Raw genomic sequence first — 23,785 nt, 5'->3', positions numbered from 1 at the left:
CATCTCGAAGCGTGGAGAACGGCCGCCTCCGCTGTCCCGGCAAGAACCGCAGATCAGCAGGTCGGGTGACCTGCGAGGTTAAACGCCAAGCTCAGTGGCGGTCTCGATACCGGTCAACCCGTCGCCGACGACCAGCACACGCCCGCCTTCGCCCTGCCTGCACAGGCTGTCCAGGCGCTCGCGCAAGCGCAACGCCGAGGGCCGGCTGGCGACGTCGAAACCGTGCTCGGCCGCGCCGGGGACGCCGTGGTCGGCACCGTGGCTGCCGAGCGCGTAGACAAGCGTGTCGTAGCCCAGCTCGTCCCCGCCGTCGGTGTCGGCCACGGCGACGACCTGGCGCTCGGGGTCGACGGCGGTGACACGGGCCAGGCGCAGCCGAACCCCCGTGCCCGCAAAGACGTCGGCGAGCTGGGGAGCATCGATCTCCCGGCCGGCCGCGAGCTGGTGCAGCCGCAGCCGCTGGACGAAGTCCGGCTCGGCGTTGACCACGGTGATCTCGGTGTCCGCCGGGGACAACCGGCGGGCCAGGGTCCCGGCCACGTAGGACCCGGCATAGCCGGCGCCGAGGACGACGATGCGGTGCTTCATGTCTCGCTCCTGTCGGTTGGCTTGCTCCCGGCGACTTGAGCGGGACAGCCTCCCGATTACTGACAGGAACCGCGTGTGACATGGGTCATGTACTGGGAGGAGCGATCCTCGGCCAGGGTCTCGGACCAAAATTGTTAGTTCGGAGAAGCGCGAGCGGACTCACGGAGCTCCTGGCCCGCGAACTTCGCAGCCGCGGCCGCGAGGTCGAAGTCGAGCACCTGCACGTCCATCTGCCGCACGTGCTCACCACGGCCGACCGCACGCGTACCGCCAACACCGAGCAGGAGATCCCTCGATGATCCGTCGCATGTTCCGCCGCTGCGGCCACGCCCCTGGCGCCATCTTCCTCGAGGACCAGGCCGCCGTCGACGTCTTCCGCGCACACCTCGCCGCCATCACCGCTCTGAGCTCCCTGCAGCCCTGGACGCCTGGCCGCTGCCAGGACATCGCCGTGAGGGTCGGACCGTTCATCGAGCGGGCCCATGACAGGGCTTTGGAGGCCTGGGGTAACGATGTCCCGTCCCCCGTTCCACGGGACATCGGGGCTCCGGCGGCCGCAGACCGGTCAGAAGTACGAAGGGACGTAGTTGTAGCAGTAGTTGTGACCGCCGTAGTAGCTGTCCCCGTCGAGCAGCAGCCAGCCGCCGGTGCCCTTGCCCACGATGCCGTCCTGGCCCAGGCCGTGACCCGAAACTCCCTGGTACCACTCGACCCACTTCTTCGTCTGGGGCCCCCAGAGGTGGTCTTCCGCCAACGGCCGGCCCTTGCCCTTTGACTGCGCCACGTCGTTGACCAGGTGCTGAACGCACCAGACCCCATGGCTGTTATTGGGGTAGCCGTCACCGATGTAGGGGGCACTCGGCGTGGCCGAGGCCTGAGTGGCGAGCGCACCGGTCATGCCGGTGAGAAGTAACGCGGTGCCTATGGCGGTCGCCGCCACCTTGCGGATACGCGTGCCGTTCATGATGCTTCCTCTGCTTCCTGTCGTTCCACGGTGTATCCAACCCGTCCGGATTTGCGAAGCGCTGTGTTGCTGTCGGGTAGATGGATCCGGCCCAAGCCATCGATGCCTGCCTAGCGGATCGACCCCCCATCCCCGGCCTCACTCCCCCGTCGGCAGCGGCTTGGCTCCGACCGCTGCTTGAGGCCGCTGTGACCTACAGGCTTCTCAGGGGACAGGCGTCCGGTTCATGCCTTCTTGCTCCGGCGTCCGACGGTTGAGACTTGGCAAGCTCCGTACCACTCCATGCTCGGCAGTCCGCCCGGAGCGCCGCAAAGGATTCGGTCCTGCCCGAACAGTGCAGCTCCGGCGCAGGCTGACGCCAGCTGACACAGGGGAGTTTGATGCTTTGCGTGCACTTCACGCTGGAGGACCTGCTGCAGGTCACCTTGGCTCCGGCTCCGGCACCGCTGATGGAACTGGTGCTTGCCACAGCCATGCTGCAACATCAGGGCATCGACCCGGTCTTCTCTCGATGGCAGCAACGAACGCTCCGGAGTTTCCCGCGCGCCGCACGCCCTCTTCTGGAACTCGTACCTCCGACGGGGAAGGGGCCGCTGTTCCTTGACCCCATCAGCCGGGGACTCGATGACGGGCTGGACCAGGTCCGGTCGAGCCCCACCGCGTTCGTGCGTGCCGAGCTGCAACGTGTGTGCGCCGCCGGTCGTCCGCACACTCCGTGGAAAGTCCACCTTGCTGCACAGGACCACGGTGCCTGGCAGTTACTTCAAGACGCGGTACACGCCGGGTACAACGGTCTCCTGGCCCCCGTCTGGGGCCGAATCACGTCTGGGTTCGACGCGGAGCAGGCATGGCGCGCCCAGATTCTCGCCCGGCAGGGGATCCGCGCGATGCTGGCCGGTCTGAGTTCCGGAATCCGCTGGCGCGGAGCTGTCCTGGAGATCGACTCCCCCGAGAACCGTGAGATCCACCTGGCAGGGCGTGGCATCACTCTGCTGCCTTCGGCGTCCTGGGCCGGCCGGCCGCTGATCGGCGACTACCCTCACCGTCCTGCGCTGCTGGTCTACCGCGCGGTGACTCCGCTGACGCTGCTGGAGGAGCCCACGACCAACGATCCGGTGGCCGCTCTCCTGGGGCGCACCCGAGCCGCCATCCTCGCTCTGCTCACCCGGCAGCGCACCACCACCGAGGTGGCACGTGACCTCCGCATCAGCAAGTCCTCCGCCTCCGAGCACGCCAAGGCCCTTCGGCATGCGGGCTTGATTGTCAGCCAGCGCGAAGGCCAAGCCGTTTGGCACACTTGCACGCCACTTGGGCTGGTACTCATCAGCGGGAACAGCGCAACCGAGGCCGCTGACCTCGCGCGGTGAGTGCGCGGTTCGGTTGCCCGCGAGCAGGAGGACGCGCGGCCGGCCTCGGTATCGGGCGGCCGCATGGTGACCACAAGGGGTTGAGGGGACGACACCTTGCGCATGGTCTGGGCACCCAGCACCGAGCCCCGCGCCGTCTCGACGACGGCCGAACGCCGACGACGCCGCCATCCCGGTCATCCCGATGCGACACTCGGCCGCACAGGCGACCGCCACTGGTGTTCCCAACCGCGATTCGTTGTTGGAGATATGGGAGGCGCCGACTGTAACGGTTGGGGCAATCCAGGTCGCCGCTCGCCTTCCCGGAGTCGCGAGGCACCGGGGAAACTCCGGCGAAGGCGGCGAGCCTGTCCGCGCTGGTGAAAGCGGTCATGTCTCCGCCGGTGGCAGCCAAGAACTCGGCGCCCAGCAGGAGGCCGATGCTCCAATGACCTGTCGAATCGTCGTGGGGCGCCGGGCAGCGACTCGGTAGAAGCCACGACCGCGGCAGACGGCTGGAAGCCACACCGGTACCCCTGGGTGAGCCAACCCTATGAATGGCTCGCTCAGCCCGATCAATAACGTTGGGACGACTGAGTCATCCACCGGAGCATCCGCTGTGCCGGCTGAGATCGGTAACGGGACCACAGTCGCATCGCGGCAAGAGTGACCGTGCACTGGCGGACGTGCGACGACTTGAGGGTCGTTGCTCCGCCGTGCCATCGCCGTGCGTCCTGCAACAACGTCACGGCTGCGCGGCACACGGGCCTGAACCCTGACCGACCGGTGGCCGGGCCCATACGGAGCGGCCACCGGTGATGCGTACGGCGCGTCTACGGGGCCATCTCGTACGCGCCGGACAGCGCCTCGACCCGCTGCCAGACCCGTTCCGTGCGTGCCTCGTCGACGACCGGCCGTCGGACCGAACCCAGCGCCCAGTCCTGCTGCGCCTCGGTCGCCGAGTCCTTGCCGTGCAGTTCGACGGCGTGCGCGGAGAAGTCCCTTACGAGGACGGCAAAGAGTTCGTCGAGCACGTCCTCGTCGAGTCCGGTCAGGGCGGCCCGTTCCAGGACGAGCTGCCCGTGCACGATGAGGGCGAAGAGCTGACCGACCGCGAGGAGGAGGTCGAGGTCGCGGCTCTGCTCCGCGTCGGGGGCGGCCGTGGCGACGAACACGCAGAGCGCGTCGGCCTGTTCGCGGAAGCGGGTCACGTTGGGCAGGTGCGCGTACGCGTCGAAGGCCGGCCGCCAGTCGTGGAAGCGCACCGCGCCGAGGCCGCGGGCCGGTCCTTGCCGGAACAGGAAGTCATCGTCGGCCGCGTCGAGGCGGGTCGGCACTCCGGGGTACTCGGCCGGGTCGAGGAGGTGGCTGCGCATGAACTTCAGGATCAGCGCCAGGTTGACGTGGACCGTGCCCTCGAGCTTGGGCAGACCACGGATCTCCACCGCCGCCTGGCCGAAGTAGTTGTCCTTCTCGAAGCCCTTGGCCGCAATGACGTCCCACATCAGGTCGATGACCTTCTCACCCTCCGTGGTCACCTTCATCTTCGTCATCGGGTTGAAGAGCAGGTAACGGCGGTCGTCCGGGCCGGCGGAGCGGAAATAGTCGACCGCGCGGTCGCTGAAGAGCTTCATTCCCACGAGCCTGACGTACGCGTCGGTCAACTCGCGCCGCACATGCGGGAAGCTGGTGACGGGGCGGCCGTAGAGGATGCGGTTGTGGGCGTGGGTGACAGCCTCGTACATCGCGTGCTCGCATATGCCGATCGAGGCGGTGCACAGGTTGAACTTGCCTACGTTGACGGTGTTGAGGGCGGCGTCGAAGGCGGCGCGGCCGGTGTGCAGGATGTCCGCGGCCGCTACGGGATAGTCCTCCAGTCGGAACTCGCTGACGAACTTCGAGGAGTCGACGACGTTCTTGACCAGGTGGTAGGCCGGGTGACGGCTGTCGGCGGCGAAGAAGACGTAGCCGTCGGGACCGTCGATGTCGGTCCGGCGGCCGAAGACGGAGACGAGTCCGGCGGCGTTGCCGTTACCGATGTAGTACTTGGAACCGGTGGCCCGGAAGCCGCCGTTGCCGTCGGGCTCGAGCAGCATGTCGGTGGAGTAGATGTCAGCGCCGTGGGCCTTCTCGGACAAGCCGAACGCGAACACCTCTCCCCGGGTGAGGAGTTCCGCGGCGCGAAAGCGGGCGGCGGCGTTGTCGCTCTGCCAGACCGGGCCGAGTCCGAGGATCGTGACCTGCCAGGCGTACCAGTAGTCCAGGCCGTAGAAGCCCAGGATCTCGTTGAGCGCGGCGATGCGGGCGGTGTCCCACCGCTTGTCCGGTTCACCCTCCCCCGAAGCGGACGACGGCGTCAGGAAGGTGGCGAACAGGTTCTCCTTCGCTGCGAAAGCGAGGAAGTCCCCGAGCCAGGCACGGGTCCGGTAGTCCTCGATCAGCCGGCCCTTTCCGCGCTCCTCGAACCAGTCGACGGTGGCACGCAGCAAGCGGCGCGTCTCGGGGTCGAAGTGCGCGGGGTCGTAGGTGCGCGGGTTGAACAGCAGCTGGTCAGCCATGGTGAGGACGCCTTTCGGCTGATGGACGACGGAATAGGAACTCTGTGGTGCTGGACCGGCGGGATCGGGAGGCCCTGCGGAGGGTGCGGCGGCGATCAGCGGCACGGACCGAACCGGGCCAGCGTGGCGAGGACGTCGTCCAGCCAGTCGATCATCATCCGCTCGTACGCGATGCCGCCGCGCAGTACGACGTGCTGGAGCTCCCGCTCCGCGTCGAGCGATGCCTGCCGAGCGGCCGCATTCGCCTCGGTCCCCGTGAAGTCCCGCGCCTCTCCTGCCAGATAGTGCGCCAGCCGGTCCCGGTGCGCCTGCCGGTGCCGCTCCACCTCGCGGATCAGGGCGGTGGGGTCATCGAAGGCAACGCCCCGGATCTTCACGGCCAGGTCGTGGCGGACACTCTCCGGCTCGATCGGATCGTGCAACCAGGATGACAGCGCCGCCCGGCCGAGGTCGGCGACGCTGTACTCCTTCTTGTCCGGCCGGCCCTGCTGCGGGACGTCCCTGACGTCGACCCAACCGTCGTTCTCCATGCGCTTGAGCACGCGATAGATCTGTTGGTGGGTCGCGGTCCAGAAGTAGCCGATGGACCGCTCGAAACGCCGTGCCAGCTCGTAGCCGGATCCCGGCTTCTCCAAAAGCGACACCAGGATCGCGTGTTCGAGCGCCATACCGCCGATCCTGCTATGCAACTCGTTGCATAGCAAGCCTGGCCCGCTCCGATGCGATGTGGCTCACTGAGTAACCCGGCGGTCCGTTGTTGGTGGCGGCGGGGCCGGACGTCGCCGGGGCGGTGGCTCTCAAGGACAGACGTAGGTGAAGCTCGCCTTCGCCTCCATCGGGGTCGCCTGGTGCGAGATCCTCAGGCGGGCGGTCCCCCGGAAGCGCCCCGAACCGCGGACCGTCCAGCGCAGGTGCACCCTGACCCGGCGCTCACCGCGGTGGGCGGTGTGGACCAGCTCGCCCGAGTCCTGACCGTCCGCGCGCAGCCACCGGTATGTGACAGGGCCGCCGTGCCCGTCGGTGGTGACGACACCGATCAGGTCGGCCGTCTGATCGCAGTGCAACGGCCCGGCGGGGGCCTGGACCCGCACGGCGACGACCGCGGGAGCGGGGGCCGGGCGCAGCAGCAGCCAGAGCAGGGCGGCGGCGATCGCGACGACGGCGGTGGTGACGATCCAGCCCCGTCGTCCGCGGCGCGAGCGTGGGGAGGTGGCTACCGCTGCCTCGGACCGCCATCGTGCCCGCAGGGCGTCCTGATCCTCCAAGGGAACCCCGGGCCCGAACCGGAGCAGGCTCTCGCCGCAGTCCTCCCCTGCCGCCACCGGAGGCGAGGTGGCACGGTTGCGCTTGCCCAGGACGGTCGCCTGGGTGTCCAGGACGGTGGGGCGGCGAGCGCGGCCGACCGCGGTGGGCTGGTCGGCGACGGCTGGTGGGTGAGGTCCGGGAGCGGGCAGGGGAGCTCGCGGGTCCGGGCCCGCGGTGCTGTGGGCGCGGGCCGCCGTGGCAAGTTGGTCGGCGGTGGCTGAAGGGTGGGACGCGCGGTCGGGCGCGGTAGCAGGGTGTTCGGGGGCGGTGGGGCGGGGAGCGGGGTCAGCCGTGGTCGGCGCGGGGTGACGGTCCGTCGGTGGAGTCGCGCGGTCGGGAGCGACCGCGACGGACGGTGCCGGTCCCTTCGGCGGCGCGAACTCCGGGGCCGACGCGGCAGTCGCCTCGCGGAGCGCCGTACGGCGCAGGAAGTCCGCCGGGAGCGCCGCGCGCCCGGCCACCAGGGTGGCCCGGGCCGCCGCCAGCCCCTCCGACTCGGCGGTGGCGGAGCAGCGGGCCACGAGATCCGCCGCGGGGGTTCCGGGCTGCGTCCACGCGGCGCCGAGGGTGCGGGCCAGGGCGGCCCAGGCAGCGGTGTCGACTGCCTGGCGGCCGGCGTGCGGCGTGTCGCCCGGCGCCCGTACTGCGGCCGCGTCGCCCAGCACCATGCCCAGCTCCGCCTCGGCCAGCAGGGCGACCCCGTCCGGGGCCATCACGACGGTGTCGGGGCCGAGTGAGCCGTGGGTCAAGCCTGCTGTGTGCAGGGCGAGGAGGGTCTGCGCGGTCTCGTTGAGGATGCTGGCCACGCTGCCCGCATCCGGGCGGGGGCCGCCTGCCGACGACAGGACGTGGGCCAGCGTGGGGGCCGGTGGCCGGGCCGTCAGCAACCACACCTCACCGGCCTCGGCCACGAGGTCGACCGTGCGGAGGAGGCCGGGCAGCGTGAGCTGCGCCGTCGTGAGCACCACGGCCACCAGGCGCTCGCGCGTGCCTTCGGGCGCCAGCAGGGCGCGGTCGATGCGCAGCGCGCCGAGGGTGGGCTCGCCGGACCGGGCAGGGAGGAGGGCATGCCAGGTGCCGTGGCGCGTGTGCCGTGACCAGCCGGACAGGGGGCGGCCGGCCACTGTGGTGGCTGTCGTCATGTCGATCCGTTCTCGTCGCGGCAGGGGGTGGCTCTCGGGCCCCTCGGGAGCATGGTCAGCACGGCGGTGCGTCCAGGGAGGCCGTCTGGGGACCGTTCGCTGCCGCCGGGTCGCTGCTGAGCGTGACCTCCCAAGTGCCCCGGCACGGGTGGTTGGAGAAGTCGGCCTCGAAGGTCAGGTCATACCGCGTACTCCCGGACAAGGGCTGGGACTGGGAGCCGTACGCGTCGGCGGGTGTGTCGACGTAGTAATTCGCGGTGACAGTCAGCGGACCGGTGCCCGTCGTCTCGACCGACACCGCCGCGATGAGCGTGCCCGCTCTCTGGCCTCTCTGCCAGGAGCCGATGGTGAGGGTGACCGTGCCGGGGGTGGCCACGCTCGGGGACGCGGTGGCGGGTGGCTCGGCCGGTGCGGTCGTCTCCGTGGACGGGGTCGGCGAGGACGGCGGGCTGTCCGAGGGCGTGACGGAGGGCGGTGCGTCGGCCGTGGGCGGGGCGACGGTCGGCGAGGTGGACGGGGAAGGTGAAGCGCCCGGCTTGGCGGGCGAGTCGACCGGTGACGGGGATGACGGGGTCGAACTCGCCACCGTCGTCGACGTGTCGTGCGGGCGGCCCGTCGCGTACGTCGCTCCGCCCGCGACGACCGCCAGCGCGGCCACCCCACCGGTCGCCGCCTTCCATCCCCCGCGTTTCAGCCGGCCCAGCAGCGTCAGCGCACTGGCCGAGCCGTCGAGCGTGGCGGTCGTGGTGAACGGGAACAACAGGGCGAGCAGCGCGGCGAGTTCGGCCAGTCTGCGACGGCCGCGCTCCTCCCAGCCGGCGCCATAGCCTGCGGTGGCTGACCGTTCCAGGTCGGCGAGGAACGTCTCGACGTCGGGCCGGTCCGCCGGGTCCTTCGCCAGGCCCGCGCGCAGCAGCACCCGCACCGGCGCGGGTACGTCGTCCAGCGCGGCCGGTGCGCGCAGGTGCTGCAGGCGCAGCGCGGTCACGTCGTCGCCGGGGAACGGCCGTCGGCCGGTCAGGCACTCGAAGAACACCACGGACGCCGCGTAGATGTCGGCCGCCGGGCCGGCGGGCTCGCCGTCCCACTGCTCCGGCGCCATATAAGCGGGCGTGCCCGCGGCCTCGGTCTCCCGGCCGTCGCGCACCGCGATGCCGAAGTCGGCGAGCGCGCTGGTGCCGTCGGCGCGGACCAGGACGTTCTCCGGCTTGTAGTCGCGGTGCACCACCCCAGCCGTGTGGGCCGCGCCCAGCCCGAGCAGGGAGCCCTTGAGCAGGGCGAGCGCGGCCTCGGGGCCGGTCGCCCCGTGCCGGCGCAGCAGGTGGCGCAGGCTGACGCCGTCCACCGCCTCCATCACGATCGCGGCACCAGCGCGTGCCTCGACGTACTCGTACAGCCGCACCACGCACGGGTGCCGCAGCTCGCCGAGCAGCCGGGCCTCGGCCCGGAAACGGCCCAGGAACTCCCGGTCCGTGCGCAGGCGCTCGCTCAGGTACTTGATGGCGACGGGCACGCCGGTCGCGGTGTGCCGGGCGAGGACGACTCGGCCGCCTGCTCCCTCGCCGAGCGTGCGGACGGCCTCGTAGCCGGGTACGGCCCAGCCGCCGTCGGCGTGCGTGTCCCGGGTCATGCCGTCCCCTCCACCGGCGCGGGGATCCCGGCGCCCTGCGGCATGTCCTTCGCGTCCCGTCGGCGCCGTGCCTGGCGCAGCAGCCAGCGCACGGGCGCGGCCCACACCGGGAAGGCGACCAGGGCGACCACGGCCGCCTCGATCACCGTGGTCCACGGCTCGGCCAGTCGGCCCTCGAGGAGGTCGCCGATCCGGGAGCGCCAGGCCAGCAGGGCGAGACCGAGGAAGCCGTAGGTGCCCACGACGACCGCGAGGCCGTAGGCGGCCAGCCCGGCCTGACGCGGGCCGGGTCGGTTGCCCGCGCGCAGGTCTCGCCACAGGCCCGTGCGGAAGTAGGCGCTCGCCTCCTCGCGCAGCCGGGGCACCCGCAGGGCGTCGGTCAGCGCCTGGTAACCGTCCAGGGGCATCAGCGGGTTGAAGTTGTAGAGGGTGTTCAGGTAGAGGCCGAAAGCCAGGTGGTAGAGGACGGCCGAGACGGGTCCCGCGGGCAGCAGGGCCGCGCCCGTTGCGCACCAGCCGGCCAGCGCCGCCGTGGACAGCGGCCCGGACAGGGCCACCACGACCCGTGACCAGCGGGAGCCGAACCACATGTCGCTGGTGTCCACGAACGCGAAGGGCATGCCCATCATCAGCAGGAACCCGCCGCGCCGGACCTTGCGGCCGTACGACTTCACGGCCAGCGCGTGCGTCAGCTCGTGGACGAGCAGCGCGGTCACGTATCCGCCGGCCAGCACGACCAGGCCCCACACGCCCGCCCCGCCGAAGTCGAGCAGGTGGTGTCTGTCCTGGGCGGCGAAGAACGCGACGAGGCCGCCGGCGACCGACAGCCAGGCCAGCACCACCCCGGTCCGGGTGAACAGCCGCCAGCCGAAGGCCCGGTAGAGCCGGGTCACCAGTCGGTCGAGGCCCGGGACGGACACCTCCAGCTTGAGCAGCGCTCGGTACACGGCACTCGCCGCGCGCCGCCAGCCCTTCGGCCGCTCCTCCTCCGGCCGGCCGGGCAGACCGCGCAGCAACCCGGCTTCCGCGAAGGCGGCCAGCGCGGACTCGATGCGGGGCAGGGCGAGTTCGCCGTAGCGGTCGGCGTAGGCGAACAGCAGGTCCCGTACGGTGTTGTCACCGTCGACGGCGTGCCAGAGGAAGACCTGGCGCTCGTCCAGTTCCAGATAGCGGCCGGTGCGGGTGCTGCTGAGCACCCAGCGGGGAGCGCCGCGTTCGGTGGGGACCTGCTTGAGGGCCCAGCCGGAACGCCGTCGGGGACGCGCGGTGAGCCGGCCGTTCGCCTCCGGGGCCTCCTCCCCTCCGGCGGTGGGCAGATGCGTCAGCTGGGTACCGACGACCATCGTGCGGGAGCCGATCCGGGCGTCGCGGGGCTGCTCGAACACCAGGCGTACGTCACCGACGGACAGCTCGGTGCCGTCGGCGAGACCGACCGCGCCGCCGTACAGCTCGACACCGCCGACCGCGATACCGTTGAAGGAGTCCAGGTCCTCGATACGGAAGCCCCCGGCGGTGCGGACGATACGGGCGTGGCGGCGCGAGACGCTGCCGTCGGACAGGACGACGTCGTTGTCCTCACCCCGGCCCAGCGTGGTGACAGGTCCGGTGAGCGCGACAAGGAGCGTGGGGTCGTCGAGGCCGCGCAGCTGGGGCGCGGCGTACGACGTCGGTGCGGCACCCCGACGCGGGGTGCCACAGTGCAGGCAGTACGGGAAGTCGCGCCGCACGTGGACGCGGCAGATGTGACAGAGCATGCGGCGGCCGGCTCAGCCCGTGCCGGAACCGCTGGCGAACGTTCCTCCGTCGAAGCCTGCGTCGGCTTCCGAGGCGGAGTCGGAGTCCGGCAGGTGCGCGGCGGCGTTTCCGAGGCCGAAGGCGGGCAGGCCACCCTGGACGATGATCCGATTACCACCCCCGGGCTCGCCGAAACCGCCGGGACGCCGACCGATGTTCTCCTGGCTGCCTCCGCCGTTTCCGTCGCCCCCACTGTCACCGCCGCCATGGCCACCGCCACCATTGGGACGATTGGTGTTCTCCGGATCACCACCGCCCTCACCACCGCCACCGCTACCCTCACCACCGCCGTGGCCACCGCCACCACTGGGACGATTGGTGTTCTCCGGATCACCACCGCCCTCACCACCGCCACCGCCACCCTCACCACCACCGTGGCCACCGCCACCACTGGGACGATTGGTGTTCTCCGGATCACCACCGCCCTCACCACCGCCACCGCCACCCTCACCACCGCCATGGCCACCGCCACCACTGGGACGATTGGTGTTCTCCGGATCACCACCGCCCTCACCACCGCCACCCTCACCACCACCGTGGCCACCGCTGTCACCGCCGCCATCGCCGCCATCGCGGTCGTAGATGCCCCCGTGACCGAAGTGACCGGCGTCGCTGCCTCCTTCACCGCCTACTCCGCCGAAGCCGCCATGGCCACCGAGATCACCGTGACCGCCGCCGAAGCCACCATCGCCGAGGCCGCCGTCACCGAACCCACCAGCGCCGAGCCCACCGGCGGCCAGTCCCCCGTCGCCGAAGCCACCGTCGGGTTCGCCGCCGAACCCGCCGAAGCCGCCCTCGGCTCCGCCGAACCCGCCGTCGCCCCCGGCGCCGAAGTCACCGAAGCCCCCTTCGGCACCCCCGCCGGCCTGCCCACCGAGGTCCTCGCCCGTACTCGCGTTCCCGTGCTCGTCAAAGCCGCCGAAGCCGCCGAAATCTCCGAACTGTCCCTGACCACCGGCCGATTCGACGGGCGACTGGTCCAGTAGCGGGCCGCCGAGCAGGCTGTGGGAGCCGGTCGACGCCACGTCGACACCGCCGACGCCCTCCTGACCCGCGGCGGGATCCGGCAGCTCCGACGAGTGAGCGGCGGAAGCCGGGCCCCCGGCGTCGTGGTCGCCGGAGACCTGGTCCGCCGGAACGGCGTGAGTCGTGGAGACGTCATGCGTCGCTGCGGGGACATGGTCCGCCGCTACGGCGGGTTCGGTTGATACGACGTGGTCGGCCGGGACATCGTGATGCGCCAGCGCATGCGCCGCGCTTCCGAAGAACAGGGACGACTTGGACAGCCGCGCGTCGAGAGCGGCCGGTCCCCCGTCGGTGCCGGACTCGACGCGGAGGGAGCGGAGTTCGGCCACCTGGACGGGTGACAGGCCGAGTCTTCGCGCCACCTCGCCGGTGTCGCCGTCGAGTTCGGCGCGGAAGGCCGGGTCGACGGCCAGGCGGGTCAGGGCAGCACGATATGCGTCGTCGGTCATGATTCGGTCTCCGTCGGTCTGCGGGCATTGATGCCGATCGCGGCGGAGCCGAGGATCCCCCCTGGTCGGCGGCAACTGCCATTTCCGGCCATCCCCGCCGATACCTGCAGGACACGTTATAGAGGCTTGGCATGGGCAACGCAAGAGCAGCGAGCGGGGTGGTTGACGTGCGCCGGGCGCCCAGCCGCGTCGCGCACTCACCGATCAGATATGGCCATCGCCCCACCGGCATGTCGACGAAATGCGGAACAGCCGCAGCCTGCCCCCTGTCAGCCCTTCCTCCCCAGCGAAAGCGCTCGACATACTCCTCGGTGACCCGCTGGCAGCCGAAGGTGTACTGCCGCTGCCTGGCACGACACACCCACGAGCCGAACTCGGCCCTGGGTCGGAAGGTCGGCCTCAGCCGTTCACCACAGCCCCGGCAGATCTTCTCCCCGGCCCGTCCGGCGTCCCCGGACACGCGGGCAGCGCAGGGCTCCAGGCTACTCAGAATCGAGGCTTGGAACCGCGCACTAAGAGGTCGTTTTCTCCCGATGTTTCATCCCGGAATGAGTGTTTGATCCCGGGGTGTCGGGTTGCGCCAGGAGATGGTGGCCTCGCCGGTGAGGCGGCGGGCCACGAGGTCGGTCATGGCCAGGTGGATCATGGCTCCGCACCGGGCGGACAGGGTCTCGTAGTCGCGGGCGAGACGTCGGTGGAGCATCAGCCAGCCGTAGGTCCGCTCGACCGCCCAGCGCTTCGGGATCGGGGTGAATCCGTTGGTCCCAGGGAGTGCGGGCGGTGATTTCCATGTCGATGCCGAGGGTGGCCGCGTGCCCGACGAGGTGTCGGCGATAGCCGCCGTCGACCCAGACTTTGCGGATGGTGGAACGGGCCGCGGCGACCTGGTCGACGAGGTGGGTGCCGGTTGCGGAGTCCTGCACGCCCGCGGCCGTGACCAGCACCGCGAGCAGCAGTCCGAGGGTGTCGGTGACGATGCTCCGCTTGCGGCCCACGATCCTTGTCGCAGCGTCGGTGCCCTGTCCGGCGGCCGGAACGCTGGTGGAAGTCTTCACACTCTGGACGTCGATGACGCACACCGAGGGCTCTGCGCCCCTTGCCCTCCTGCTGCCGTAACAGCCTGCGCAGTACGCCGGTGAGCTGGGCGAACACGCCATCCTTCTGCCACTTGGCCAAGTAGCCGTAGCAGGTCCCCCAGGGCGGGAAGTCGCGCGGCAGGCAGCGCCACTGCACCCCGGTGCGGTCCACGTACAGGATCGCGTTCACGATCTCGCGCAGATCGTGCTCGGGCGGGCGTCCGATGTTCAGCGCATGCCGGCGCCGCTCGGCCCGCCAGGCACTGAGCACCGGCTCGATCAATGCCCAGCGGACACCGGACAGGTCACTGGCATACACACGACGTTCGGTCATGACCTGGACATACCGCCAGGGAACGGGCCGCGGCAGATGAGGAAGCCAGTGCGGCTGCTGCTGACCGAGCCGCCGTGTCCGAGCCCGCAGCCGTGCCCTGGCTGCGGGCCGTCGGCATTACCGCGGTCGAAATGGAGGGCGTGTTGTCTGCGGACATGATCGCGGGGGCCGAGCTGCGTGGCCTGGCCACCCGGCCGAACCCGATGCACGCCCGGCACGCACCTGCCTCGCAGACAGGAGGAGCAGGGTTCCAATGCTGAGTCTGCGGGGCAGGTGCATGACTCACGTACCCTGCGATGCGTCCGATAAGCCCGATCCCTCCCAACTGCCGCAAGAGAGCTTCTCTTTCACGCCAGTGGGCCCGGCCGGGTCGGCCGGGCCCACCATTGCTCGCGCGTGGCGCGCTCCTCGCGCCGGGTGTCTTTCGTCTACCAGCGGTACCAGCGGCCCCTGCGGCCTGCGCCGTCCGCGGAGCGGACGACGAAGCCGAGCAGCCACACGATGAGCACGATCACCGCGATCCACCACAGTGCCTTCAGGGCAAAGCCCGCGCCGAAGAGGATCAGAGCCAGCAGAAGAACCAGAAGCAGGGGAACCATCGTTATCAACCTCCTGGCCACCGGATGCCCTTACTTCAGCCCTACAAGCACACAAAATATGAGTTACTTCGAAGGGATGAGGGGCATGGACGCGCCGCACGCCGTCGACGGTTCCCCCTTTTCTCGCACCTCACGCACCGCAGACACGCTGCATGCATGACTCAAAGCTATGTCGTGGCCTTGGGTTAGTGGGACCGTTGCGAAGGTGCGCGTACAGCCGACACCCGAGACCGGCGACCGAGGGAACTGAGCCGCACGACCGCCATCGAAAAGGCCTGACTCAGGGCCGAACAGCACGCCACCGCCCAACGAAGAGCTGAACAGGCGCCAACAAAGGCAAGGGCGAAGCTTGCCCTGGTCACCGCGCTGCCCGCCCCCGCCAGCTCCCCTCCCGCGGCTGCGGCCGCAGCGCCCGCCACCCACGTGGCCGGTGCACCGGCACCCCTCCTCCACGCAAGTAGTCCCACCTCGGCGGGCGTGAACTGTGTCATCGAGTCGGTGTCTCGCGCGACCGACCACCCTGATGTTGTAATAGACTCTAATGTAGTACACCTATTACCTATCGGGGAGGGGTCGTGCCGTTCAGGAGCACTGCCGAGGCTGTACACGCATGGGTCGAGGGCTGGGCCGTATCACGTGGCGCGGCCGAACCGACGCCTGCTGCCTGGGGTTTCACGGTCCAGGTCGGGCTGCCCAAGGAGGTGGCGCGGCACGTCCTGACCGCCGCCGACGAGGCGACCGTCCGGAAACTGGCCGAGAACAGCGCCGCCGGCGTGGCACTGAAGACGTTCGTGCCGGCGCCGGACCTGGAGGCGTGGCTGCCGCCGGGCTGGGGCCTGCTGGACGGCCACGCCGTCTTCATGGCCGTCCCCCTGACCGGCCTCGGGACCCCGCCCGGCCTGCCCAAGGGCTACCAGCTGAGCAGCTGGAACCGAGGCGGCGTCACACGGGTCGTGGTGCGTGCCGCCGACGGGGCCTTCGCAGCCCGCGGGCAGATAGCCGTCACCGGCGCGACCGCCGCCGTGGACCAGGTGGAGACCGCCCCGGAGCATCAGCGGCGGGGCCTCGGGCGGGTGGTGATGGGCTCGCTCGCCGAGGCAGGCGTCCGCCAGGGGGCGAAGGCGGCCGTACTGGGCGCCACCGAGGAGGGCCGCGCGCTGTACGAGACCATCGGCTGGCAGGTGCTGGCCCCACTGAGCGCGGCCATGCGGACCACGGACACCGGCTCCGGGGCGAACGGCGGGTAACACCTGGCGGCAGCAGATCAGGAGCAGGGCCCGGTCGTCACCCCCATCCACGACCCGCGCCGAGCCCGCCGGCCTCCCTGCCCGGAACGACCCCCACACCGGACGTGTCGCCGACCGCGCCCCCTTCCACCACTACCAAGGTCTGCGGTTCAAGTGTTACCAGGACCGTGGCGCAGCTCACGGATCCTGACAGGGTGCGGACATCCGGTGAAGTCCCAGCGTCACAGACGGCCGCGGACGCACAGAACCGATCCACGTCACCCGCAAGGGTGATGGAATGCTGAGCCGAAGCTCAGTAGTTGTCACCGGCAGAGCCGGATGACGCGGCGAATGAGACCGAACGAGGCAGCGTGGTTGTCACCAACAAGGCACGCAGCTTGTCACAGCTGCTCACTCCCTTTCTGTCACCAGTCCCGCGAGCAGCGGCTGGAGGGGTGCGCGGCCGTTGGCGCTCGCCCTGCGGTCCGAACATGATCAGGTATTCGACCGGACGCTGCAGTTCGCCACCCCGTGCGGGGTGCGGGTGTCGAACTCGGCGACGTCCCCGGGGGTCAGGATGAGGTCTTGGCCGCCGAGCGCGAGCCACAGTCGTCCGTACAGGACGCACAGCCACTCGTAGCCGTCGTGGGAGACCCGCTGGGCCGCGCGGGCGGGTCCTGAGGGCAGGCAGGACGTGCTTGTGGGCGTGCAGGCTGCCGACGTACCGGGTCAACGGCAGCACTGCCTTGTCGTCGCCGAAGCTCAGCGGCGCCGTAGCGCGCGGCTCGGCCGCGGGGGCGGGTGCCGTGCCGGCCAGTTCGTCCAGGGAGACGCCGTACTCCTTCGACAGCTGCAGCAGCACCTCCAGGGTGGGCTTGCGTCGGCCGGTCTCGATCCGGGAGAGCGTGCTGGTCGAGATGCCGGTCGCGCAGCTGACACGGGCGAGCGTCGTGCCGTGGTGCTCGCGCGCGGCCCGCAACCGGGGGCCCCTTGCGGCCAGCGTGCCGTCCACGTCGTCGACTGCCACCTTCCCGCTCCTTCTTGCCGTGCCGCTCCACCGCTGTGTCCTGCAAGGTTGCCAGGATGGCAAGACTGATCGCGTCGGGCGGGTGCTGCGCCGCATGATCGATGGGTAGCCGCGTCGCCCCGAACCGAGGAGAAGCCCATGCAGCCCGAGCCGACCGCCGAGACCCGCCACCGCACCGTCGAGGCCCCGGCCGGGCGCCTGCACCTGGTCGAGCAGGGCACCGGCCCGCTGGTCCTGCTCGTGCACGGCTTCCCCGAGTCCTGGTACTCCTGGCGCCGCCAGCTCCCGGCCCTCGCCGCGGCCGGCTACCGGGCGGTGGCGATCGACGTGCGCGGTTACGGCCGTTCCTCCAAGCCGGAGGCGACCGATGCCTACCGGATGCTCGACCTGGTGGAGGACAACGTCGCCGTCGTGCGTGCCCTGGGCGAGGAGAACGCGGTGGTTGTCGGCCACGACTGGGGCTCCAGCATCGCCGCCGCCTCCGCGCTGCTCCACCCCGAGGTCTTCCGTGCCGTCGGCCTGCTGAGCGTCCCCTACGCGCCGCCCGGCGGGCCCCGCCCCAGCGACATCTTCCGTCAGATCGGCGGCCCCGGGCAGGAGTTCTACGTCTCCTACTTCCAGGAGCCCGGCCGCGCCGAGGCGGAGATCGAGCCCGATGTCCGGGGCTGGCTCGCGGGCTTCTACGCGGCCCTGTCCGCCGACACCATGCCCGCCCAGGGCGAGCCCGATCCGCACTTCGTCGCCCGCGGCGGCCGGCTGCGCGACCGCTTCCCCACGGGGGTCCTCCCGACCTGGCTGAGCGAGGAGGACCTCGACTTCTACGCCGGGGAGTTCGAGCGCACCGGGATCACCGGCGCACTCAACCGCTACCGCAACATGGACCGAGACTGGGAAGACCTCGCCCCGCACCGCGGAGCCCCGATCAAGCAACCGTCCCTGTTCATCGGCGGCGCCCTGGACGCCTCCACCACCTGGATGTCCGACGCTATCGACGCCTACCCCACCACCCTCCCCAGCCTGTCGGCCTCCCACCTCCTGGACGGTTGCGGCCACTGGATCCAGCAGGAGCGCCCCGACGAGGTCAACCGCTTGCTGACCGACTGGATCGCCACCCTCCGGGGCTGAACCAGATAATCCAGGCGTGGCAGTCCGTGCACTGGCGCGGTGCCCGAGGCGGCAGCGGCGGCGCCGGAGCTGTGATGTACGGAGTATGGGTGGGCTGGTCGGAGACGGAGAACCGCATGGGCTTGTCAGCCTCGTCGAGGAGCGCGGCCCGCGGCAGGACCAGGGGGGTGGTCAGCGTGCGGGTGGGAGGCACGGGCAGCGAATCGCTCGGCGGCCTCCAGCCGGATCCGCTCGCGAAACGCCTGCCGCTCGGGCGTCGGCCCACCACCGTGCGGATGTCTCGCACAACCGGCATACCGCGCTGATCACACCTCGTCAGCCCCTGCCGACATCATGCCTTACGTCACGCTTTCAAAGGTCAGGAGTGCCAAATTGTGTTGCATTCAAACGAGTTCGGCCCTGTCAATGCCCGCCCATGAGCCCGTTGGGGTGGCCCGCTGACCGATGCGGGTATGGACAGAGTGAACCGCTTCCGGGCCGAGGCGGCCGTCCGGGGTCTGCCGCCGGAGGAGGCGGAGGAATGGACACGTGTCGCCCGCACGGCTGTACTTGGCGGAGGGCGGTGACGGTCCCCTCGTGGCCCGGGTCGGCGGCGACCTCATGCTGCCGCACGGCGCGCCGAGGCCGTCGGATCCCTTCATGGCCTGCGTCGACCTCGCGGCTCTCCCGCCGGGCGTCACTGGCCTCCCGCTCCCCGCCGACGGCCACCTGCTCCTCTTCTCCGGCACCGATGTGCACGGCATCGGGGGGCAGGTGTCCGACGCGGTGCTGTACGTCCCCGCCGCCACTCCGACAACCCCGAGCCTCCTCGAACACAGCCGGCGCGAGCCGTACCGGCCGCGTGAACTCCGCACGGTCTGGCACCAGCCGAGCGCGCAGATGCCGGAGAACTTCGCCCCCGACCGATGGGGCGAATGCCCCGAGGACGAGCAGTTCGAACTCGCCGACGAACTCGCCGACACCTGGGCAGACGTGGGCGGCTACCGCCCTTTCTGGGTCTTGCAGATGGGCAGCCACCCCGTCTCGCCCCAGAACGACCCCGTCCACTACGCCCGTGATCCCGAGGAGGCCCCCTCCGAGCAGGGCGGTGCGGCCCACGGGGAGAGCGCCGACGACTCGGCTCCCCTGCCACATGGAGGTGCGGTGACGACGTCACGGAACTGGACTCCGGCGTGGCCCGCTGGGTGATCCGCCGCCGGGACCTGGCGGCCCGACGCTTCGACCGGGTCCACCGCTACGTCGAAATGGCCTGACCGCGCGGGGGCGTGAACGTCCGGTTCCCCGGCGCTCATGTGCCGCCCTCTCCGGCCACGCCTACCCGGTCCGTGTCGTCACTGTGACGATCGGTCTGCCCGGAACCCACTGCCGTCCTCGGCCCCCGGCCCAGTCTGCCCGTGGGAGGGACACGGCCGTGGGCCCGTGGGGCGCTGCCCACGCCCTGGTGAGCGGCGCCGGGTTTTCCCGGGCCGCGGCAGCGGCCGTAGGGAGGCGGGCTGGTCAGCGGTCGCCGGATCGCCGGTCCGGTCCGGCACCGGGAATGCCGGGCTCGTCTGCCGCCGTCCGTGGCCCGGGTGGCGGGCTCAGCGGAGCAGCAGGTCGCGGATCGCATCCGTGATCTCGCCGGGCGCCTCCTCGGCCATGAAGTGCCCCGCGCCGGTCAGCCGGTGGTCCAGGTCCGGCGCCCACGCCTGCCAGACCGCGGCGGCGTCGTAGCCCAGTTGCGCGCCCCAGTCCTGCTGGACGACCGTCACGGGCATGGCCAGCTGGGAACCGGCGTCCTGGTCGGCCTGGTCGTGTGTGATGTCGATGCCCGCCGAGGCCCGGTAGTCCGCGACGATCGACGGCACGGCCGCGGCGCATGCCCGCAGGTACGCGGCTCGGACCGGTTCCGGCACGGCGGCCGGGTCCCTGGCCCAGGCGTCGAGGAAGGAGCCGAAGTAGGCGTCCGCGCTGTTGGCGATCATCGTCTCCGGCAGCCCCGGCGGCTGCGCCATGAGGAACAGGTGGTAGCCGACCGCCGCCGGGACACCGTGCAGGACGTTCCACATGTCCAGCGTCGGCACGACATCGAGGATGCCCAGATGGGTGAGGGTCTCGGGATGGTCCAGCCCCGCCCGGAAGGCGACCAGGGCGCCCCGGTCGTGGCCGACCAGGGCGAAGCGTTCGTGCCCGAGCGCCGCCGCCAGGGCGACGACATCGGCGGCCATGGTGCGCTTGGAGTACACGTCAGGGCCGGTGGCCACCGGCTTGTCGCTGGCGCCGTAGCCGCGCAGGTCGGGACAGATCACCGTGTGCTCGCCGGCGAGCCGTTCGGCGACGTGCCGCCACATCAGGTGGGTCTGCGGAAAGCCGTGCAGCAGCACGACCGGGCTGCCGCTGCCGCCGACGGCGGCGGCCAGCTCCACTCCGTCCGTGCCGGGCAGGCGGACCTGGTCGAAACCGGGAATGGCGAGCGTCATGAAAGGCCCCTTCCTGGGGTCGGCGGACCGACGAAAGTGGTGGTCCGAGGACTGACGGGACCAGCGTGGGCGACGGCGATCAGCAGCCGATCAGTACGCTTCGAGCCGAGGAGTCACGGCGCGGAAGATGGAGGACATGCGAATCGACGTACTCGGTGCCGTGCGGGCCCTCCGCGACGACGGCACCCCGGTCGACCTGGGCGGACCCCGCCATCGTGAGGTGCTCGCCCGGCTCGTCGCCGCCGAGGGCCGGATGGTCCCCACCGACACCCTCGTGGACGACCTGTGGGCCGAGCCGCCGGTCCGCGCCGTCGGCGCGTTGCGCACGTTCGTCGCCGCGTTGCGCCGCGCCATCGAACCCGACCGGCCGCCCCGCATCCCGCCGCGCGTCCTCGTCACGGAAGGACCCGGCTACGCGCTGCGCCTGCCGCGTGACACCGTGGACGTCCACCGGTTCGAGGACGCCCTGGCCCGCGCCCGCCGCAACCCCGACGCGCTGACCGACCTCGATGCGGCCCTCGCAGCCTGGCGTGGCCCCGCCTATGCCGACGTGACCGGCTCCGCGTGGGCCCAGCGCGAGCGGACCCGGCTGGAGGAGCTGAGGCTGGAGGGTGTGGAACTGCGCGCCCGCCTCCTCCTCGACTCCGGTTCAGGAGCCGAGCTCGTCGCCGAACTGGGCGCCCACGTCACCGAACACCCCTGGCGCGAGCCGGCCTGGGGACTGCTGGCCCGCGCACTGCACCGGGCGGGCCGTCAGGTGGAAGCGCTGGCCACCCTGCGCCGTGCCCGCACGATGCTCGCGGACCAGCTCGGGCTCGACCCTGGCGCCGGCCTCCGGCGCCTGGAGACGGACATCCTCCGCGGAGCTACGACGCTCCAGCCTCCGCGTACCGTGTGGACCGCCGGCGTACGATTCGGCCCGCGCACCACCGTGGACCTGGCCCGCACCCTCGCACTGGCGGGTGGCGACGCCCTCGTCCACTCGCGGCGCGACCGCCTCGCCGCCGTCCAGGCGGCGGAACGCACCGGGGACATCGCCCTGACCGCCCGCGTCATCGGCGCCTACGACGTGCCCGCCCTCTGGAGCCGGGCCGACGACCCCGAGCAGTCCCGCGCCGTCGTCGCGGCGGCCGAGCGCACGCTCACCGCGCTGGGCACCGACGGCCCCGCCGAGCTGCGCGCCCGCCTGCTGGCCACCGTCGCGGTCGAGAGCCGCAGCGCCGACCTGTCGGGCACCGGACGGAGGCGTGCCGGACAGGCGGCGCGCGAGGCCGAGGCGCTGGCCCGGGAGCTGGGCGATCCTGCCCTGCTGGTGTTCGCCCTCAACGGCGTGTTCCTCCAGTCCTTCACCCGGCCCGGCCTCGCGGCGCCGCGGGATGCGATCGGCGCCGAGATCCTGGGCCTGGCCACCCGGCACGGGCTGCCGAACTTCGCCGTGCTCGGCCGGCTCATCCGCCTGCAGTCCGCCTCCGCTCTCGGCGACCTCGACGCCGCGACCGCACACGCCGAGGCCGCCGATCGGCTCGCCGTCAGCACGGAGGCTTCTCTCGTCCCCGTACTCACCGGCTGGTTCCGGGCCCGTGCCACGGCCGCCCGCAGCACAGAACCGGGCGGGCCGGACGCAGCCACGGCCGCGGCGCACTACCGCGCCGCCGAAGACGCCCTCGCCGAAACAGCGGGCATGCCCGGGCTGCACCGGGGCCTGTTCGCCCTCGCCCTCCTGGGCCTACGTCTCCTGCACGGCCGTCCCGCGCCCACCGATCCCCATCTCGACTGGGGCCCGTACCGCCCCTGGGCGCACCCCTTGGTGCTGCTCGCCCGCAACCGGGCCGAGGAGGCTCGTAACGCGCTGACCACGGCACCTGTACCACCTCTTGATCACATGCAGGAGGCACTGTGGTGCCTGACCGCCCACGCTGCCGCCCGCCTCGGCGAGCACCCGGTCGCCGCGCGCGCGGCGGCGGCCCTGCGCGCCGCCCGCACCGAACACGCGGGCGGGGCGAGCGGGATGCTGACGCTGGGGCCGGTGGCGCGGTACCTGGCGGAGGCGGAGGCATGCGCCGACAAGAGATGACCGACATCGTCCGTGGCCCGCTCCACCTGCCCGTCGCCCTGACCGGGCAACTGGGCCCCGGACCGGCCCAGCCATATGTGCCACAGTGAGGCCATGAGCCGTTCCGACCGATGACGAGCTGAGGTCGGCGCTTCGATACACCGACTCGGCGTCCTGGTCCGCCAGGTCAGCCGCCGTCTGGCCGGCGCGGCGGACATCCCGGAGGCAGCGGCAGCCCTCCACCGGCTACTGCTGGGCGAGGGCAAGCCTCTCCTGCGCACAGCCCGCGGCCATCGCGTGCGAAGAAGGGCTTCCACACTTCCCGTCCAGGCGCTGCCCTTTCACGGACACAAGCAGATGGTCATGGAGCGAGGGGCGCCCGGAGCGTGCCTGGTAGTGGCGGAAGCGGGCGGCGACCAGACCGCCGGGCGGCCGCACCCGGTGGATGCCGTCCTTGCCGTACCGGATCACCGCCACTTCGTCCTCGATCCACTCCAGTACCGCTCGATCGCGCGCTCGTGCGCAGTCTCGATCACCCGCCGGGTCTCCTCATCTCCCAGCCTCCACAACAGGTAGATCGTCGGCTGCGGCCGGAAGACGAAGTCGACACCGGTCACCGTCACCCGGCGTCCCAGGGCGCCGGCCTTGAACGCCTTCTTCGGGGAGTCGCCCTTGGCGAGCCGGTCGGCCTCGATCCGGTCCGCGTACGGGTGACGACCCCGCTCGCCGAACAGGTTCCGCAGCTGCGCCTCGGTGACCTCCTGCCCTGCCATCAGTCCGAGCACGGCCAGGCCGCGGCCCTTCCATCGCCCCGGCCGGGACACCGGCTTGCTCCTGGGCCTCGCGCAGCGGCGTACGCGCTGGGCGGCCGCCGTCGCCGACGACGGTCTCTCGCAGGTAAGGTTCTCCGGCGTGCGCAGCCAGCGTCGCCGGATCCGTAGTGCGGCCCTCCAGCAACTCCGGTATCGCGGCCTGCTGGTGGGCCTGGGCGGCGGCGGCCCGCTGCGCCGGGGTGAGTGCGGCATCCTGGTCCTCGACCGCCCCGACGACACTGAGCTTCGCCGCCTGCTGTTGGCCCGGCTGG

At 71.3% G+C, this 23,785-nt stretch carries 16 protein-coding genes and 5 pseudogenes; 7 read left to right on the top strand and 14 right to left on the bottom strand.

Annotated features, from left to right (window positions below):
• Positions 1–87: 87 nt before the first annotated feature.
• Together ACFYZB_RS45255 and ACFYZB_RS45250 are read right to left on the bottom strand one after the other, a co-directional pair.
• A pseudogene (locus ACFYZB_RS45255) lies at positions 88–588 on the bottom strand (NAD(P)/FAD-dependent oxidoreductase); the annotation flags it as partial.
• 565 nt (positions 589–1,153) lie between these two features.
• The gene (locus ACFYZB_RS45250; RefSeq protein WP_388767753.1) at positions 1,154–1,552 is read right to left on the bottom strand and encodes a hypothetical protein; all 399 of its coding nucleotides are present in this window, start codon (positions 1,550–1,552) and stop codon (positions 1,154–1,156) included.
• Between the two features lie 389 nt (positions 1,553–1,941).
• Here ACFYZB_RS45250 and ACFYZB_RS45245 point away from each other — a divergent pair, with 389 nt between their 5' ends.
• The gene (locus ACFYZB_RS45245) at positions 1,942–2,919 is read left to right on the top strand and encodes a winged helix-turn-helix domain-containing protein (RefSeq protein ID WP_388767751.1); all 978 of its coding nucleotides are present in this window, start codon (positions 1,942–1,944) and stop codon (positions 2,917–2,919) included.
• Positions 2,920–3,172: 253 nt separating this feature from the next.
• Here ACFYZB_RS45245 and ACFYZB_RS45240 read toward each other — a convergent pair.
• The 6 genes and pseudogenes from ACFYZB_RS45240 to ACFYZB_RS45215 form a co-directional block, all read right to left on the bottom strand.
• Positions 3,173–3,340, bottom strand: a pseudogene (locus ACFYZB_RS45240) (transposase); the annotation flags it as partial.
• Between the two features lie 391 nt (positions 3,341–3,731).
• Positions 3,732–5,456, bottom strand: a complete 1,725-nt coding sequence (locus ACFYZB_RS45235) for an acyl-CoA dehydrogenase family protein (protein WP_388767749.1) — start codon at positions 5,454–5,456, stop codon at positions 3,732–3,734.
• A 95-nt stretch (positions 5,457–5,551) separates the two neighbouring features.
• The gene (locus tag ACFYZB_RS45230) at positions 5,552–6,124 is read right to left on the bottom strand and encodes a PadR family transcriptional regulator (RefSeq protein WP_388767747.1); all 573 of its coding nucleotides are present in this window, start codon (positions 6,122–6,124) and stop codon (positions 5,552–5,554) included.
• 129 nt (positions 6,125–6,253) lie between these two features.
• Positions 6,254–7,903, bottom strand: coding sequence for a hypothetical protein (locus tag ACFYZB_RS45225; RefSeq protein ID WP_388767744.1), 1,650 nt, complete (start codon positions 7,901–7,903; stop codon positions 6,254–6,256).
• 55 nt (positions 7,904–7,958) lie between these two features.
• Positions 7,959–9,533, bottom strand: a complete 1,575-nt coding sequence (locus ACFYZB_RS45220; protein WP_388767741.1) for a serine/threonine-protein kinase — start codon at positions 9,531–9,533, stop codon at positions 7,959–7,961.
• Positions 9,530–11,287, bottom strand: a complete 1,758-nt coding sequence (locus ACFYZB_RS45215) for an FHA domain-containing protein (protein WP_388767739.1) — start codon at positions 11,285–11,287, stop codon at positions 9,530–9,532. Before ACFYZB_RS45215 ends, ACFYZB_RS45220 begins: the two co-directional genes overlap by 4 nt.
• Before the next feature lie 93 nt (positions 11,288–11,380).
• On the opposite strand from ACFYZB_RS45215, the gene ACFYZB_RS45210 reads away from it, so the two are divergent.
• A complete protein-coding gene (locus ACFYZB_RS45210; RefSeq protein WP_388767737.1) occupies positions 11,381–12,313 on the top strand; it encodes a hypothetical protein in 933 nt (310 codons plus the stop codon).
• 1,027 nt (positions 12,314–13,340) lie between these two features.
• Here the strand turns inward: ACFYZB_RS45210 and ACFYZB_RS45205 are convergent.
• Together ACFYZB_RS45205 and ACFYZB_RS45200 are read right to left on the bottom strand one after the other, a co-directional pair.
• Positions 13,341–14,212: pseudogene (locus tag ACFYZB_RS45205) on the bottom strand (IS5 family transposase).
• A gap of 428 nt (positions 14,213–14,640) precedes the next feature.
• Positions 14,641–14,811, bottom strand: a complete 171-nt coding sequence (locus tag ACFYZB_RS45200; protein ID WP_351217101.1) for a hydrophobic protein — start codon at positions 14,809–14,811, stop codon at positions 14,641–14,643.
• 575 nt (positions 14,812–15,386) lie between these two features.
• On the opposite strand from ACFYZB_RS45200, the gene ACFYZB_RS45195 reads away from it, so the two are divergent.
• Positions 15,387–16,058: a GNAT family N-acetyltransferase gene (locus ACFYZB_RS45195; RefSeq protein WP_388767735.1), complete on the top strand. Its 672-nt coding sequence runs from the start codon at positions 15,387–15,389 to the stop codon at positions 16,056–16,058.
• Positions 16,059–16,532: 474 nt separating this feature from the next.
• Here the strand turns inward: ACFYZB_RS45195 and ACFYZB_RS45190 are convergent, their stop codons facing one another.
• Complete coding sequence (locus tag ACFYZB_RS45190; RefSeq protein WP_388767755.1) at positions 16,533–16,646, bottom strand: hypothetical protein; 114 nt, start codon at positions 16,644–16,646, stop codon at positions 16,533–16,535.
• 259 nt (positions 16,647–16,905) lie between these two features.
• Positions 16,906–17,160, bottom strand: a pseudogene (locus ACFYZB_RS45185) (helix-turn-helix domain-containing protein); the annotation flags it as partial.
• A gap of 42 nt (positions 17,161–17,202) precedes the next feature.
• On the opposite strand from ACFYZB_RS45185, the gene ACFYZB_RS45180 reads away from it, so the two are divergent.
• The gene (locus ACFYZB_RS45180; protein ID WP_388767733.1) at positions 17,203–18,189 is read left to right on the top strand and encodes an alpha/beta fold hydrolase; all 987 of its coding nucleotides are present in this window, start codon (positions 17,203–17,205) and stop codon (positions 18,187–18,189) included.
• A gap of 528 nt (positions 18,190–18,717) precedes the next feature.
• Positions 18,718–19,377 carry a DUF1963 domain-containing protein gene (locus ACFYZB_RS45175; protein WP_388767731.1) on the top strand — a complete coding sequence of 220 codons (660 nt, stop codon included), beginning with the start codon at positions 18,718–18,720 and terminating at the stop codon, positions 19,375–19,377.
• 392 nt (positions 19,378–19,769) lie between these two features.
• On the opposite strand, the gene ACFYZB_RS45170 is transcribed toward ACFYZB_RS45175, so the two are convergent.
• Positions 19,770–20,648: an alpha/beta fold hydrolase gene (locus tag ACFYZB_RS45170; protein WP_388767729.1), complete on the bottom strand. Its 879-nt coding sequence runs from the start codon at positions 20,646–20,648 to the stop codon at positions 19,770–19,772.
• Positions 20,649–20,784: 136 nt separating this feature from the next.
• Here ACFYZB_RS45170 and ACFYZB_RS45165 point away from each other — a divergent pair, with 136 nt between their 5' ends.
• The gene (locus tag ACFYZB_RS45165) at positions 20,785–22,722 is read left to right on the top strand and encodes a BTAD domain-containing putative transcriptional regulator (protein ID WP_388767727.1); all 1,938 of its coding nucleotides are present in this window, start codon (positions 20,785–20,787) and stop codon (positions 22,720–22,722) included.
• A 225-nt stretch (positions 22,723–22,947) separates the two neighbouring features.
• Here ACFYZB_RS45165 and mobF read toward each other — a convergent pair.
• Positions 22,948–23,474: pseudogene (mobF, locus tag ACFYZB_RS45160) on the bottom strand (MobF family relaxase).
• A gap of 55 nt (positions 23,475–23,529) precedes the next feature.
• Between mobF and ACFYZB_RS45155 the strand changes: the two are divergent.
• On the top strand, positions 23,530–23,785 hold a 256-nt coding region (locus tag ACFYZB_RS45155; RefSeq protein WP_388767725.1), incomplete at its 3' end, for a hypothetical protein.

The organism is Streptomyces sp. NPDC001852, from assembly GCF_042891825.1.
GTDB lineage: Bacteria > Actinomycetota > Actinomycetes > Streptomycetales > Streptomycetaceae > Streptomyces.
Note: the sequence above shows the minus strand (reverse complement) of the source record. Positions and strands in the feature narration are given on the sequence as shown.